Raw genomic sequence first — 15,085 nt, 5'->3', positions numbered from 1 at the left:
TTCAGTCCTCCACCACCCAGGTGTCTTTGGTACCGCCACCTTGTGACGAGTTGACCACCAGCGAGCCTTCCTTCAGCGCCACGCGGGTCAGGCCGCCTGGCACCAGGCGGGTTTCGCTGCCCGACAGTACGAACGGGCGCAGGTCGATATGCCGCGGCGCGATGCCGCTGTCGACGAAGGTCGGGCAGGTGGACAAGCACAAGGTCGGTTGCGCGATATAGGCATGTGGACGCGCTTTGATGCGGGCGCGGAAGTCCTCGATCTGCGCGGCAGTGGCGGCGGGCCCGACCAGCATGCCGTAGCCGCCAGAGCCCTGGGTTTCCTTGACCACCAGCTCGGGCAGGTTGGCCAGTACATGGGACAGGTCGGCCGGTTTGCGGCACTGCCACGTCGGTACGTTGTTGAGGATCGGCTCCTCGCCCAGGTAAAAGCGGATCATGTCGGCGACATAGGGGTAGATCGACTTGTCGTCGGCTACGCCGGTGCCCACCGCGTTGGCCAGCACTACGTTGCCGGCGCGGTACACCGAAATCAGCCCTGGCACGCCCAGCATCGAGTCGGGGTTGAACGAGAGGGGGTCGAGGTAGTCGTCGTCCAGCCTGCGGTAAATCACATCGACCCGTTGCGGGCCGGCGGTCGTGCGCATGTACACATGCTCGTCGCGCACGAACAGATCGGCGCCTTCGACCAGCTCGATGCCCATTTCGCGGGCCAGGAAGGCATGCTCGAAATAGGCACTGTTGAAGCGCCCTGGGGTAAGCAGCACAGCAGTGGGGTTATCCAGCGGGCTGGCGCTCTTGAGCGTGTCCAGCAGCAGGTTGGGGTAGTGGTCGATGGGCGCGATGCGCTGGGCGGCGAACAGCTCGGGGAACAGGCACATCATCATCTTGCGGTCTTCGAGCATGTAGCTGACACCACTGGGCGTGCGCAGGTTGTCTTCCAGCACGAAATAGCTGCCATCGCCATCGCGCACCAGGTCCACGCCGGCGATGTGCGCATACAGGCCCCGGTGCAGGTCCAGGCCCTGCATGGCGATCTGATAACCCTCGTTGGCCAGGACCTGCTCTGGCGGGATGATCCCGGCCTTGAGGATGCGCTGGTCGTGGTAGATGTCTTCCAGGAACAGGTTCAGGGCCTGCACGCGCTGGATACAGCCGCGCTCGACCGTACGCCACTCGCTGGCGCGGATGCTGCGCGGGATGATATCGAAGGGGATCAGCCGCTCGGTGTCCTGTTTGTCGCCATACAAGGTAAAGGTGATACCGGCGCGGTGGAACAGCAGGTCGGCCTCGCGCCGGCGCTGCTCCAGCAGCTCCAGCGGGGTGTTCGCCAGCCAGCGGGCGAACTCCTGGTAGTGCGGGCGGCAGCTGCCGTTCGCGTCGTACATTTCATTGAAAAAAGCCCGGGACATACCCACTCCTTGCCGCCGTTACCGGCAGCTTCATTGCCGTTCATCTGCGTCTTTCAGGGTGCTGCCTTGCTGGTAAGTGGGGGTGTCTTCAGCCTCGGTCGCGTTGGGTTGCGGGTGCATTCCGTTCACCAACCAGCATTGCAATGAAAGTGCCGAAAACCCGGTGCAGTGCCGGGCAGGCCAGGGAATGGGCGGTGGGCAGCGGTTTTGCTGGGCGGCGCCTGGTCCAGGCGGGGTGAGGTGGCGGCCGGCTGACCGGCCGGCATGCATCAAAACAGGGCGCCTGGTGTGCAGCCGCGTTTTTTGAACCGAGTTGGTGCGTACCGCCATGCCGGCCAGGCCAGGCAGGCGGTTCACACCTCAACCCGCGTGGGCGGTCAGTTCCTGGCGAACGATGGCAGCCCCGGCGCTCAACGCCTTGAGCTTGCCGCTGGCGACCGCGCGCGGCAGTGGGGCCATGCCGCAGTTGGTGCAGGGGTAGAGTTTGTCGGCGTCGACGAACTGCAACGCCTTGCGCAGTGTGTCGGCCACGGCTTCGGGCGTTTCGATGGCAATGTTGGCGACATCGATGGCACCGACCATGACCTTCTTGCCCCGAATCAGCTCAAGCAGTTCCATCGGCACATGGGCGTTGTGGCACTCCAGCGAAATGATATCGATGCTCGACTGCTGCAACGTCGGGAACACCTGCTCATATTGCCGCCATTGCGCCCCCAGGGTCTGTTTCCAATCGGTGTTGGCCTTGATCCCGTAGCCATAGCAGATGTGCACCGCGGTTTCGCACTTGAGCCCTTGAACGGCGCGCTCCAGGGCGGCCACGCCCCAGTCGTTGACTTCATCGAAGAACACATTGAACGCCGGTTCGTCGAACTGGATGATATCGACGCCCGCCGCTTCCAGTTCCAGGGCTTCCTGGTTGAGTAGCCTGGCAAATTCCCAGGCCAGTTTTTCCCGGCTTTTGTAATGGCTGTCATACAGCGTGTCGATCATGGTCATGGGGCCCGGCAGCGCCCACTTTATTGGCTGGGCAGTTTGCTGGCGGAGGAACCTGGCATCGTCGACGAACACCGGTGCCTGTCGCGCGACAGCACCCACCACCGAGGGCACGCTGGCGTCGTAGCGATCGCGAATGCGCACGGTCTGGCGTTGCTTGAAATCGACCCCGCTCAAGTGTTCGATGAACGTGGTCACGAAATGTTGGCGGGTCTGTTCGCCGTCACTGACGATATCGATGCCCGCGTGCTGCTGTTCCTGCAAGGCCAGGCGCAAGGCGTCCTGTTTGCCTTCGGCCAGCTGCGCGCCCTGCAATTTCCAGGGTGACCAGAGTGTTTCAGGCTCCGCCAGCCAGGTCGGCTTGGGCAAACTGCCGGCAGTGGAGGTGGGAAGTAGCGTGTTCATCAGCGGTACCTTGTGCGTTGGGGTGATCAGCCGGCGTATTGAGCGGACCATTGCTCCAGGGTGGCCTGGTACGGTTTGACGAAGCGCTCCTCGGCAAACCTGCCTTGTTCGATCGCCAGGCGGCTGCGCTCTTCGCGGTCGTAGACAATGCGTGTAAGCGAATAGTCCTGGTGCTGCAGGCTCGGTTGGTAGGCCATTGCGGCTGCCGCATTGGCGTTGTAGATCTCGGGGCGGTAGATCTTCTGAAAGGTTTCCATGGTGCTGATGGTGCTGATCAGCTCCAGGTCGTTGTAGTCGGCCAACAAATCACCGGCAAAGTAGAAGGCCAATGGCGCCACGCTGCCGGGCGGCATGAAGTAGCGCACCTTGAGCCCCATCCTGCTGAAGTATTCGTCGGTCAGCGAGTGGTCGTTCTGGTGATACTCCACGCCCAGCACCGGGTGCTGGTTTTCAGTGCGGTGGTAAACCCTGCTGCTCGACACACTCAGGCAGATGACCGGCGGCTTGTCGAAGTGCGCGTTGTAGGTGGCCGAGTTGATGAAGCACTTGAACAGCTTGCCATGCAGTTCGCCAAAGTTGTCCGGCGTGCTGAAGCTTGGCCGACCCTTGTTGTGTTCCAGCAACAACACACTGAAGTCGTAGTCCCGCACGTACGAGGAAAAGTTGTTACCGACCATGCCGTCGATACGGCGGTTGGTGGTGTGGTCGACGATATGGGCCTGCAACAGCTCGATCAGCGGCAGGCCGCTGCCGCGCTGTTCGCTGTGCAGGTGCAGTTCCACCGAAATGATATCCAGCTCTACGCTGTAACGGTCTGCATAAGCATTGTCCCAGTGCGCCAGGGCGTTGAAGCGGTTGTCGATCATCTGCAAGGTGTTGCGCAGGTTTTCCTGGCGGTTTTCCCCCCGCGCCAGGTTGGCGAAATTGGTGGTGATGCGCGTGTTTTCGCCGGGCTGGTAGTGCTCGTCGAAGGCGATGCGCTGCACAGTGAATTGCGGTGCGTAGGCCATGTTGTAGGGTGTCCTGGTGCCTCGCTCGTGCCGTTGGGTAGTGCAAGCAGGCAACTATTGCCATGGCGCGAGCGACGTGATGTCCGTGTTCAGGCCGTATTCTAGGCAGGGTCCCTACATGAATGATATTGAAGATAAATCACTAATGATTTAGCACTGCTCATGATGCTGGGGTGTCGGGAGTAGCCAACGGGAAGGAAAGCTTGTGTATGCGGTCGAGCGCGGGCGGTTGGCCCTGTGATCTTGCTCGCAACTTTCCAGACTAAAGGTACGGAATTTTCAAGTTGGCATGAATATCCCATGTTAGTCGGGAGTCCAGTCTCCACCTACTGCACTACCTCCATCACCTCCACGGAAGAACAAGAAAGGGGGCTAACATGAGTTGTCTGATTTGCGCAGGGCACGCGGAATCCGTCGAATGCACCCTTGGATGGGAGGAGCGGCGCTGTTCCCAATGCGGGTGTTACCGAATGTCCCAGTCGCTGATCCTGGCGATGATGGATGAGGGGCAGATATTCGACACCGAGCGCATGCGCGAGTGGCTGGTCGTGCAACGCGGGCAGGTGCCTGTGCCCGACATCGACCATGACCACGCCATACTGCGCTAACGGCCTGCAGCGGTGTAGCGCCACAGGCCATGGTCGTGCCTGGGGTCAGTGCGCGCTGGCCACGGTCTGCGGTTGCCAGCCGCCACCCAGGGCTTTGTAGATGGAAACGATGCCGCGGTACAGCTCGACCTCGCCTTGCGCTTGCGCATCTTCGGCACTCAGCCGTTCGCGTTCGGCATCAAGCAGCACCAGGTAGTCCACGGTCCCCTCGCGGTAGCGAATCGAGGCCAGTTGCGCCGCCTGGCGACTGGCTTCGCTCTGGCGCATCAACGACAGCAGCCGTTGTTGGGTCTTGGCGTAGTCGCTGAAGGCGTTGGCCGACTCTTCCAGTGCCAGCAACACCTGTTGCTCGTAATTGGCCATGGCGCCTTCGGCGTCGGCCTTGGCCCCGCGCAGGCGGGCCCGCACGCTGCCCAGGTCGAACGCCGCCCAGGTAATGCTGGGGCCCAAGGCCCAGGCATTGGCCGCCGATGAGCCGAGCTGCGACCCGCGCGCGGCGGTAAAGCCCAGGAAACCGCTGAGGCTGACCCGCGGGAACAGGTCGGCGGTGGCGACGCCGACGTTGGCCGTGGCGGCTGCCAGTTGGCGTTCGGCGCTGCGAATGTCCGGGCGGCGGCGCAGCAGTTCGCCGGGGTCGCCCACCGGCAGCGCCTTGGCGATGGCCGGCAGCGCCTTGGGCGACAAGTCTACGCTGAGGGCGTCGGGGCGCTGGCCGAGGAGGGTGGCGATGCGATGCCGCGCCCGGGCCTGTTCGGCCTGCAGTTGCGGCACGGTCGCTTCGACCGCGGCCAGGCGGGCATCGGCGCGCACCACGTCGAGGTCGTTGCCGACCCCGGCGTCGCGCAGGGTTTCGGTGATGCTGCGCGATTGCTGCTGGGTCTTGAGGTTGGCCAGGGCAATCTTCTCGCGCAGCTGTGCACCGCGCAATTGCCCATAGGCATCGACCAGTTCGGCGATCAGGCTGACCTGCAACTGCTGCAGGTCGGCGGCAGCGGCCGCTTCCTGCGCTTCACTGGCTTCGATCTGGCGCTGGATGCGGCCGAACAGGTCCAGCTCCCAGGCCATGTCCAGGCCCAGGTCATAGCGTTCGCTGTTCACCCGTTGCTCGGTCTGGCCAGGAACCTGGCCTTTGCCGATATCGCTGCTGGCACGGCTGGTGACCACCGGGAACGGGTCGTTCTCGGCGTCTTCACGGATCGAGCGGGCCGACTTCAGGCGGGCGAAGGCCACGCGCAGATCCCGGTTGCCGGTCAACGAAGCCTGCACCAGCTGGTTCAGTACCGGGTCGTCGAATTGCTTCCACCACAAGCTTTCAAAGTGGCTGCGGTCATAGGCCTTGGCCTGCGCATCAGCGCCCAGCTGGGCAGGTGCGGTGGCGGGGGCCTGGTAGTCCGGGCCGACCGCGCAGGCGGCCAGGGCCAGGGCCAGCAGGCTTGGCGTCAGGGGTTTGAGCAGGTTCATGCGTGGTTCTCCAGCACTTGCACGCGTTCGGCCTTGCGGGCCTGGCGACGCTCGACGAAACGGCGGATCAGGAAGAAGAACACCGGGGTGAGGAACAAGCCGAATACGGTCACGCCGATCATCCCGGAGAACACCGCCACACCCATGGCATGGCGCATTTCCGAGCCTGCCCCCGAGCTGAAGACCAGCGGCACCACACCCATGATGAAGGCGATGGAGGTCATCAGGATCGGCCGCAGCCGCAGGCGGCACGCTTCCAGCACGGCAGCCAGCGGGTCGAGGCCCTTGGCCTGTTCGTCCTTGGCGAACTCGACGATCAGGATCGCGTTCTTGCACGCCAGGCCCACCAGCACGATCAGCCCGATCTGGGTGAAGATGTTGTTGTCGCCACCCGATACGATCACACCGGTGATCGCCGACAGCAGGGTCATCGGCACGATCAGGATCACGGCCAGCGGCAGGCTCCAGCTTTCGTACTGGGCAGCCAGTACCAGGAAGGCCAGCAGCACGCACAGCGGGAACACGAACAGCGCGGTGTTGCCCGAGAGGATCTGCTGGTAGGTCAGGTCGGTCCACTCGAAGGTCATGCCGTTGGGCAGTTCCGCTTTCAGCAGTTTTTCGATGGCCGCCTCGGCCTGGCCGGAGCTGTAGCCAGGGGCTGCGGCACCGTTGATTTCAGCGGTGATGAAACCGTTGTAGTGCATCACACGGTCCGGCCCGGAGGTATCGCTGACCTTGAGGAAGGTCGCCAGCGGTATCATCTCGCCCAGGTTGTTGCGCACCTTCAATTGGCCGATTTGCTCGGCATCGAGGCGGAACTGCTGCTCAGCCTGGACGTTCACCTGGTAAGTGCGGCCAAAGCGGTTGAAGTCGTTGGTGTACAGCGAGCCCAGGTAGACCTGCAGGGTGTCGAAGATGTCGCTGATCGCCACGCCATGGGTCTTGGCCTTTTCCCGGTCGATGGCGGCATCGACCTGCGGCACGTTGACCTGGTAGCTGGTGAACAGGCCCGCCAGCTCCGGCACCTCGTGGCTTTTGGCAATGATGTTCTGGGTTTCCTTGTACAGGGCTTCATAGCCCAGGTTGCCGCGGTCTTCGATCTGCAGGCGGAAGCCGCCGATGGTGCCCAGGCCTTGTACCGGCGGTGGCGGGAAGATCGCGATGTAGGCGTCCTGAATGTCGGCGAACTGGGCATTGAGCGCGGCAGCGATGGCGGCAGCCGACTGGCTTGGGTCCTTGCGCTCGTCAAACGGCTTGAGTGGGGTGAACACGATGCCGCTGTTCGGGCTGTTGGTGAAGCCGTTGATCGACAGGCCAGGGAAGGCGACCGAGTCGGCCACGCCAGGTTGCTTGAGGGCGATTTCGCTCATGCGCTTGATGACCGCCTCGGTGCGGTCGAGGCTGGCGGCGTCGGGCAACTGGGCGAAGGCCACCAGGTATTGCTTGTCCTGGGCCGGTACGAATCCGGTGGGGGTAGACGAGAAACCCAGGTAGGTCAGGCCCATCAGGCCGGCGTACACGAACAGGGCGATGCCGCTGGAGCGAATGACCCGGCGCACGCCGCCCACGTAGCGGTGCGAGGCACGGTCGAAAAAGCGGTTGAACGGGGCGAACAGCCAGCTGCCCAGGAGTTTTTCCAGTAACCGCGAGAAACGGTCCTTGGGCGCATGGTGTTCCTTGAGCAGCACGGCAGCCAACGCCGGTGACAGGGTCAGCGAGTTGAATGCCGAGATCACCGTGGAAATGGCGATGGTCAGCGCGAACTGCTTGTAGAACTGCCCGGTCAGGCCGGAAATGAAGGCAGCAGGCACGAACACCGCACACAGGACCAAGGCGGTGGCGATGATCGGCCCGGTCACTTCGGCCATGGCCCTCTGCGTCGCCTCCAGGGGTTTGAGGCCCAAGCCGATATTGCGCTCGACGTTTTCCACCACCACGATGGCGTCGTCCACCACGATACCGATGGCCAGCACCAGGCCGAACAAGGACAGGGCGTTGAGCGAGAAGCCGAACAGGTGCATGACCGCAAAGGTGCCGATCAGCGATACCGGCACCGCCAGCAGCGGGATGATCGAGGCGCGCCAGGTTTGCAGGAACAGAATGACCACCAGCACCACCAGCACCAGCGCTTCGAACAGGGTGTGCACCACCGCCTCGATGGAGCCGCGCACGAACACGGTCGGGTCATAGACGATGCTGTAGTCCATGCCTTCGGGGAAGTCCTTCTTCAGCTCGGCCATTTTTGCCCGTACTTCGTCGGAGATCTCGATGGCGTTCGAGCCTGGGCGCTGGAAGATCGGCAGTGCCACTGCCGGCTGGTTGTTCAGCAACGAGCGCAGGGCATATTGGCTGGAGCCGAGCTCGACCCGGGCGATGTCCTTCAGCCGGGTGATTTCGCCGTCGGCGCCGGCGCGGATGATGATGTTCTCGAACTCTTCCTCGTTGACCAGGCGGCCCTGGGTGTTGATCGACAGCTGGAAGCTGGTCGAACCCGGGGCGGGCGGGGCGCCCAACTGGCCGGCGGCGACCTGCCGGTTCTGTTCGCGAATGGCTGCGACCACGTCACTGGCGGTGAGGTTGCGCGAGGCGGTCTTGTTCGGGTCGAGCCAGACGCGCAGCGAGTAGTCGCCCATGCCGAACAGCTGCACATCACCCACGCCGCCAAGGCGTGCCAACTCGTCCTTGATATTGAGGATGGCATAGTTGGACAGGTAGAGCATGTCGTAGCGGTTGTCCGGCGAGGTCAGGTGCACGACCATGGTCAGGTCGGGCGAGGCCTTGTCGACGGTGATACCGATGCGCGTCACTTCTTCCGGCAGCTTGGGCTGGGTGCGGGTGACGCGGTTCTGCACCTGCACCTGGGCGTTGTCCAGGTCGGTGCCCAAGGCGAAGGTGATGGTGAGCGTCAGCTTGCCGTCAGCGGTGGACTGGGAAGACATGTACAGCATGTTCTCCACACCGGTAATGGCTTGCTCCAGCGGCGCAGCCACGGTTTCGCCGATGACTTTCGGGTTGGCACCCGGGAAGTTGGCGCGTACCACCACGGTTGGTGGCACTACCTCGGGGTATTCGCTGATGGGTAACTGGAACAGCGAGATCGAGCCGGCTATCAGCAGCACCAGCGACAGCACGGCGGCGAAGATCGGCCGGGTTATGAAGAATTTGGAGAAGTTCATCGGTCTGGTCCCTTAACCGCGTGGCGCCTGGGCGCTGGCGTTTTTCACGTTGTTGCCCGCCACTTTGGGCGCCGGGTTGCTGGCCTCAAGGGCCTGGCGCTGCTGGGCGAGGGCGGCGAGGGTCTGCTCGCTGGCCATCTGGGTTTCCTGCGGCGTTACCGGCGAACCCGGGCGTACGCGCTGCAGGCCCTTGACCACGATGCGCTCGTCCTTGCCCAGGCCGCTGCGCACGATGCGCAGGCCTTCGAGTTTCGGCCCCAGTTCCACGGCGCGGTAGGCAGCCTTGTTGTCCTTGTCCATGACCAGCACGAACTTCTTGCCAAGGTCGGTGCCCACGGCCTCGTCGTTGATCAGTACCGCGTCGTACTGGGCGCTGCCCACCAGCTTCAGCCGGGCATACAGGCCCGGGGTGAACTGGCCGTCGCGGTTGTCGAACACGGCGCGGCCACGGATGGTGCCCGTGCGCGGGTTGACCTGGTTGTCGACGAAGTTCATCTGGCCCAGGTGAGGGGTGCCGGTTTCATTGGTCAGGCCGAGGTACACCGGGGTGCTCTGGCCGCGTTGGCCCTCGCGCGCCAGCTGGGTGTACTTGAGGTACACGCGCTCGTCGGCGTCGAAGTAGGCGTAGACCTTGTCGGTGGAGACCACGCTGGTCAGCGGGGTCACGTCGGCGCTGACGATGTTGCCGGCCGTGAACGCGGCGCGGCTGACCCGGCCGCTGATCGGCGCGGTAACCCGGGTAAAGCTGAGGTTCAGGCGGGCGAGGTCCAGTTGTGCCTGGATGGCGTCGACCCCGGCCCGGGCTTCGGCAGCGGCGCTGCTGCGCGATTCGGCCAGCTCGGCGGAAATGGCGTTGCTGTCGCGCAGGCGCTCACCACGGCGGGCTTCATTGGCGCTGCGGATGGCGGTGGCCTTGGCTTGTTGCAACTGGGCTTCAAGGCGGCGGACTTCTGCCTGGAACGGGCGCGGGTCGATCTGGAACAGCAGGTCGCCTTTCTTGACCTGGGCGCCCTCGGTGAAGGCGACCTGGTCGATCTGGCCGGACACCCGTGGGCGCACCTCGACGGTTTCCGGGGCTTCGAGGCGGCCGGTGAACTCGTCCCATTCATTGATCGGTTGCTCGATCACCTTGGCCACGGTGACTTTCGGCGCGGCGGGAGCCTGCACGGCGTCGGGGGTTCGGCCGCAAGCGCTGATCACCACCACAGCCAGGGCTGCGAGGGGGAAGCGCAAGGGTTTGAGTGATTGTTCCATGGAGAACTCCGCCAATGTATTAGTGATGGGCGGAGTGTGAGTGTCTTGCGCGAGAGGCACGAATCGAACGGGCCGAAATGTATTATCACGCTGAATGATAGGTCGGGATCAGCGGGTGGTGAATCGAGGGTGCGGGCCCTGCACCCGAAGCCGGTGCCAGGGCCCGCTGCCACGGGCTTAGCGTTGGCTGCCGCCAGCGCCGCCAGCGCCGCCTGCGTCGCCGCCACCGGTCCCTTCGGACCCTGTGCCGTCCATGCCTGGCAAGTCACGATTGTCGTTCTGCTGGGCGGGCGGGCTGTCCGGGTCATTGCCCTTGATGCGTGGGTCGGTATCCCGCGGCATGGGTTTTTCGATCGGGTTTAGGGTGCTGTCCACGCCGGGCTGCGGCGCGTTGTTGTGCGGGTCGTCGGGGTAGGTCGGGCCAGTGCCGGCGGCAAGCGCCAGTGGCGAGGCGAGCAGGGCAATCAGCAGCACGCTTGAGCGGTTCATGGCAGTCTCCATTGCGTCGGGTGGGGCGTACTCCTGTTCGGCCTCACCCGTGGCGCTAACGTGCCATTGTTGCGCTCATTGTTCCGATCAGCGGTTACACCACCAGCGACAACAACATGATGAAGATGATGCCGACGATGGAAAGAATCGTCTCCATCATGCTCCAGGTCTTGAAGGTTTCGGCCACGGTCATGTTGAAGTACTGCTTCACCAGCCAGAAGCCGGCGTCGTTGACATGCGACAGGATCAGCGACCCGGCGCCGGTGGCCAGCACCAGCAACTCACGGTTCACCCCCGGTACCAGGTCGATCACCGGTGCCACGATACCCGCGCCGGTGATGGTCGCGACGGTGGCCGAACCGGTGGCGATACGGATCACCGCCGCCACCAGCCAGGCCAGCAGGATCGGCGAAATTTCCGCTTGCACGGCCATTTGCCCGATCACGTTGCCCACCCCGGTGTCCACCAGCATCTGCTTGAAACCGCCGCCGGCACCGACGATCAGCACGATCGCAGCGGTTGGCGCCAGGCTCTGGTCGAGCATTTTCATGATTTGCTGGCGGTTGAAACCGCGGGCCGAGCCAAAGGTGTAGAAGGCCAGCAGCAAGGCAGCGAGCAGGGCGGTGATCGGGTGGCCGATCAGGTCCATCCACTGGCGCACGATGTGCTCGGCAGGCAGCACCACGTCGGCGAAGGTTTTCAGCAGCATCAAGGCCACCGGCAGCAGCACGGTGATCAGCGTGATGCTGAAGCTCGGCAGGTTGCCCTGGTCGGACTCCTTGGCGATCTGGTCCATCAGCTCCTGCGACGGGTTGCCGGGAATGTAGCGGGAGATGAAATTACCGAACAGCGGGCCGGCGATGATGGCGGTAGGCAGCGCCACGATCAGGCCGTAGAAAATGGTCTTGCCGATGTCGGCGTGGAAGATGCCGATCGCCAGCAACGGGCCCGGGTGCGGCGGTACCAGGCCATGCACGACCGACAGGCCGGCCAGCAATGGAATGCCGATTTTCACCAGTGAAACCCCGGAGCGCCGGGCCACGATGAACACCAGTGGAATCAGCAGCACGAAGCCGATTTCGAAGAACAGCGGAATGCCCACCAGGAAAGCGGCGAACATCATGGCCCAGTGCACGTTCTTCTTGCCGAAGGCGCGAATGAGGGTTTGCGCGATCTGGTCGGCGCCGCCGGAGTCGGCCATCAGTTTGCCAAGCATGGTGCCCAGGGCAAGCACGATGCCGACAAAGCCCAGCACACCGCCAAAGCCGTCCTGGAACGACTTCATGACCTTGGCCACCGGCATGCCGGAGGTCAGGCCCAGAAAGCCGGCCGCCAGGGTAAGGGCGACGAAGGGGTGAACCTTGGAGTGGGTGATCAGCAGGATCAGCCCGACGATCGTCACGAGCGCGTCGAGCAACAGGAAGGTATCAGTAGCCAGTCCGAACATGGTTTTAAGGCCTCGGTCTTATCGTTGTTTTGGGCGTAGCGTTGTGGGAACTTTTCGCGCTTTCGCGGGGGCGGGTAGCGCTGTCTTTGGTGAGGCGGGAAACCGCTGGGTCAAGCGGTCTGCGCCAGGCCCTGCTCACCGCAGCGCTTTAGCCAGCGGTCTACCGCTTCGGCCAGGGCTTCGATGGGCTGGGTAGCGTCCAGGGCCAGGGTCAGGGGCTCGCCACGGGGCGATTCCAAGGCGGCGAACTGGCTGTCGATCAGGCTGGCCGGCATGAAATGCCCAGGGCGTGCCAGCACGCGCTTTTCGGCTTCGGCAGCCGACAGTTCGAGGAAAACGAACACCAGCCCTGGCATGGCCTGGCGCAGGGTTTCGCGGTAGCGGCGTTTGAGCGCCGAGCAGGTCAGGATCGGGCGTTCGCCGGCCTGGCTGATGGTTTGCAACTCTTCGCCCAGGCGCACCAGCCAGCCGGCGCGGTCGGCGTCGTCCAGGGGGATGCCCGCGCTCATCTTGCGGATGTTTTCGGCAGGGTGGAAAGCGTCGCCTTCGATCAGGCGACCGCCGCTTCGGGCAGCGATGGCAGCACCGATGCAGCTTTTGCCGCAACCGGCCACGCCCATCACCACGATGGCGGACAGGGGAGAATTCATCAGTACCTCCTGCGGGGTGAGATAGCGCTGTCTCGTCGCTGACGAACAGCCACCTCCCCGGTGTTATTGGTCTTGTCCTTACGCAGTATGGACGCCTGGCAGCACGCGTGTAGCGGCAGCTACCAAAGATTACATTGCCTGCATCCTGAGACAGCGCTACCTTAGTGGCCGTTCCCCATCCTTGCAAGTAGTAAAATTACAACATCCATGTCCCGCACCGGCTCCCGTACCACAGGTCGTCCTACCCTGGCTGAAGTGGCCAGGCTTTCCGGGGTTTCCCCGATCACCGCTTCGCGCGCGCTGCGCGGCGTGAGCACGGTTGCGCCAGAGCTGGCCGCAAAGGTCATGGCTGCCGCCGCTAGCCTGGGCTACGTGGCCAACCCTGCGGCCCGGGCGTTGGCCTCGGCGCGCAGCCAGTCTGTCGTGGTGCTGATCCCGTCGCTGTCCAACCAGCTGTTCATCGACACCCTGGAGGCCATCCACGACGTCATGCGCCCGCGTGGGCTCGAGGTGCTGATCGGCAACTATCACTATGACCTGGCCGAAGAAGAGAACCTGATCCGCAATTACCTGGCCTATCAGCCCTGCGGGATGTTGCTGACCGGGTTCGAGCGCAGCGATGCGGCCCGCCAGATGCTGGCCGCCAGCGGCGTACCCTGCGTGCACATGATGGAGCTCAAGGGCGAGCCGGGGGCAGTATCGGTCGGTTTTTCCCAGGAGCAGGCGGGGCGGGCTGCCGCGCGGCATCTGATCGAGCGCGGGCGCAAGCGCCTGGCATTCATAGCCGCGCAGCTCGACCCGCGGGTGATGCAGCGGGCCGAGGGGTTCCGCCAGGCCCTGGCCGAGGCGGGCCTGCACGCTGCGGAACTGGAAGTGTTGGCCCCGGAGCCTTCTTCGATTGCCTTGGGCAGCACACTGTTCAGCCGCCTGATGCAGCAGGCCCCGGATGTGGATGGCATCTTCTTCTGCAACGACGACCTGGCCCAGGGCGCTGTCTTGCAGGCGTTGCGCCAAGGTGTGGAGGTGCCTCGCCAGGTGGCCATGGTGGGCTTCAACGACCTGCCGGCTTCGGCGCACATGGTGCCGCGCCTCACGTCTATCCGTACCCCGCGGGCTGCCGTCGGTCGGGGCGCGGCCCAGGCCTTGCTCGCGTTGCTGGACGGCAAACGGGTGGCCAGTGCCCAACAGGACCTGGGTTTTGAGCTGATGGTGCGGGAAAGTAGCTGATTCGCTCGCCTGTGCAATGGCGTTGACCACGCCCTGGCGGCCTGCCGGCGTAACAGAAATGGAGTAATCACAAAGCGATGGCACTGTGCTTGCACCGCGCATACGGCCATCTATGCTCATGAAACCGCGCATAAAGGAGGCCCGGCGTCATGTTCGATTTCCATCGCAAATCCGATTTGGTCGAGATCCAGCGCAGCCATCAGGCATTGGCCGACGCACAGGCCAAACTGGCTGCCATCAGTCGCTCCATGGCAATGATCGAATTCGCCCCGGATGGCACCATTCTCGACGCCAACGAACGCTTCTGCCAGGCCATGGGTTACAGCGCTGAAGAGCTGCGCGGCCAGCACCACCGGCTGTTCTGTGAGCCGGGCTACGCCCAGAGCGCCGAGTACCAGCAACTGTGGCATGAGCTCGGCCAGGGCAAGGCCATCAGCGGCACGTTCGAGCGCGTCGACAAGGCCGGCCGTGAAGTCTGGCTGGAGGCCAGCTACATGCCCGTGCTGGATGCCCAGCGCCAAGTCAGCAGCGTGATCAAGGTGGCGTCCGACATCAGTCAGCGCGTCGCCCTTGAGCATGAAAGCGAAAGCCTGCTGAAGGCGATCAGCCGCGCTATGGCAGTGATCGAGTTCACCCCGCAAGGGCGGGTGATCAAGGCCAACCAGAATTTCCTGGACACCATGGGTTACCGCCTCGACGAGGTGGTAGGCCGCCACCATGGCCTGTTCTGCCTGCCGCACGAGCGTGAGTCGGCTGAGTACCGCCAGTTCTGGGCCTCGCTGAACCGTGGCGAATACCACTCGCACCGCTTCGAGCGGGTGAACAAGCAAGGCCAGACGGTGTACCTGGAAGCCTCCTACAACCCGATTTTCGACAGCAAGGGCCGCCTGTACAAGGTGGTCAAGTTCGCCAGCGACATCACCGACCAGGTCTGTACCCAGCAAAGTGCCGCCG

The 15,085-nt window shown here is 63.7% G+C and carries 11 protein-coding genes and 1 pseudogene; 3 read left to right on the top strand and 9 right to left on the bottom strand.

What is annotated here, in order from left to right; translation table 11 throughout:
• Nucleotide 1: 1 nt before the first annotated feature.
• The 3 genes from DMX12_RS20385 to DMX12_RS20370 all read right to left on the bottom strand — a co-directional run bounded on the left by DMX12_RS20385 (nt 2) and on the right by DMX12_RS20370 (nt 3,819).
• Complete coding sequence (locus tag DMX12_RS20385; RefSeq protein WP_110679298.1) at nt 2-1,411, bottom strand: circularly permuted type 2 ATP-grasp protein; 1,410 nt, start codon at nt 1,409-1,411, stop codon at nt 2-4.
• A gap of 360 nt (nt 1,412-1,771) precedes the next feature.
• Entirely contained in the window at nt 1,772-2,809 is a 1,038-nt protein-coding gene (locus tag DMX12_RS20375; protein ID WP_110679296.1) for a methionine synthase, read from the bottom strand.
• A gap of 26 nt (nt 2,810-2,835) precedes the next feature.
• Entirely contained in the window at nt 2,836-3,819 is a 984-nt protein-coding gene (locus tag DMX12_RS20370) for a DUF1852 domain-containing protein (RefSeq protein ID WP_110679295.1), read from the bottom strand.
• Between the two features lie 470 nt (nt 3,820-4,289).
• Between DMX12_RS20370 and DMX12_RS29530 the strand changes: the two genes are divergently transcribed.
• A complete protein-coding gene (locus DMX12_RS29530) occupies nt 4,290-4,427 on the top strand; it encodes a hypothetical protein (protein WP_166524972.1) in 138 nt (45 codons plus the stop codon).
• A gap of 45 nt (nt 4,428-4,472) precedes the next feature.
• On the opposite strand, the gene DMX12_RS20365 is transcribed toward DMX12_RS29530, so the two are convergent.
• From DMX12_RS20365 to DMX12_RS20340, 6 genes are all read right to left on the bottom strand, one after another.
• Complete coding sequence (locus tag DMX12_RS20365; RefSeq protein ID WP_110679294.1) at nt 4,473-5,888, bottom strand: efflux transporter outer membrane subunit; 1,416 nt, start codon at nt 5,886-5,888, stop codon at nt 4,473-4,475.
• Nucleotides 5,885-9,064, bottom strand: a complete 3,180-nt coding sequence (locus DMX12_RS20360; RefSeq protein ID WP_110679293.1) for an efflux RND transporter permease subunit — start codon at nt 9,062-9,064, stop codon at nt 5,885-5,887. The genes DMX12_RS20365 and DMX12_RS20360 overlap by 4 nt, the downstream gene beginning before the upstream one ends.
• Before the next feature lie 12 nt (nt 9,065-9,076).
• Nucleotides 9,077-10,318 (bottom strand): multidrug efflux RND transporter periplasmic adaptor subunit MexE, encoded by a 1,242-nt coding sequence (gene mexE / locus DMX12_RS20355; RefSeq protein WP_009682303.1) that lies wholly within the window; start codon nt 10,316-10,318, stop codon nt 9,077-9,079.
• A 177-nt stretch (nt 10,319-10,495) separates the two neighbouring features.
• Complete coding sequence (locus DMX12_RS20350) at nt 10,496-10,807, bottom strand: hypothetical protein (RefSeq protein WP_110679292.1); 312 nt, start codon at nt 10,805-10,807, stop codon at nt 10,496-10,498.
• Nucleotides 10,808-10,901: 94 nt separating this feature from the next.
• A complete protein-coding gene (locus tag DMX12_RS20345; RefSeq protein ID WP_110679291.1) occupies nt 10,902-12,254 on the bottom strand; it encodes a GntP family permease in 1,353 nt (450 codons plus the stop codon).
• 110 nt (nt 12,255-12,364) lie between these two features.
• Entirely contained in the window at nt 12,365-12,904 is a 540-nt protein-coding gene (locus DMX12_RS20340; RefSeq protein ID WP_009682299.1) for a gluconokinase, read from the bottom strand.
• A gap of 207 nt (nt 12,905-13,111) precedes the next feature.
• Between DMX12_RS20340 and DMX12_RS20335 the strand changes: the two genes are divergently transcribed.
• Nucleotides 13,112-14,131 carry a LacI family DNA-binding transcriptional regulator gene (locus DMX12_RS20335; protein ID WP_110679290.1) on the top strand — a complete coding sequence of 340 codons (1,020 nt, stop codon included), beginning with the start codon at nt 13,112-13,114 and terminating at the stop codon, nt 14,129-14,131.
• Between the two features lie 149 nt (nt 14,132-14,280).
• Nucleotides 14,281-15,063: pseudogene (locus tag DMX12_RS30405) on the top strand (PAS domain-containing protein); the annotation flags it as partial.
• Nucleotides 15,064-15,085: the final 22 nt, after the last annotated feature.

The sequence above is a fragment of the Pseudomonas sp. MB-090624 genome (genome assembly GCF_003205245.1).
GTDB classification, from domain to species: Bacteria; Pseudomonadota; Gammaproteobacteria; order Pseudomonadales; family Pseudomonadaceae; genus Aquipseudomonas; species Aquipseudomonas juntendi.
Note: the sequence above shows the minus strand (reverse complement) of the source record. Positions and strands in the feature narration are given on the sequence as shown.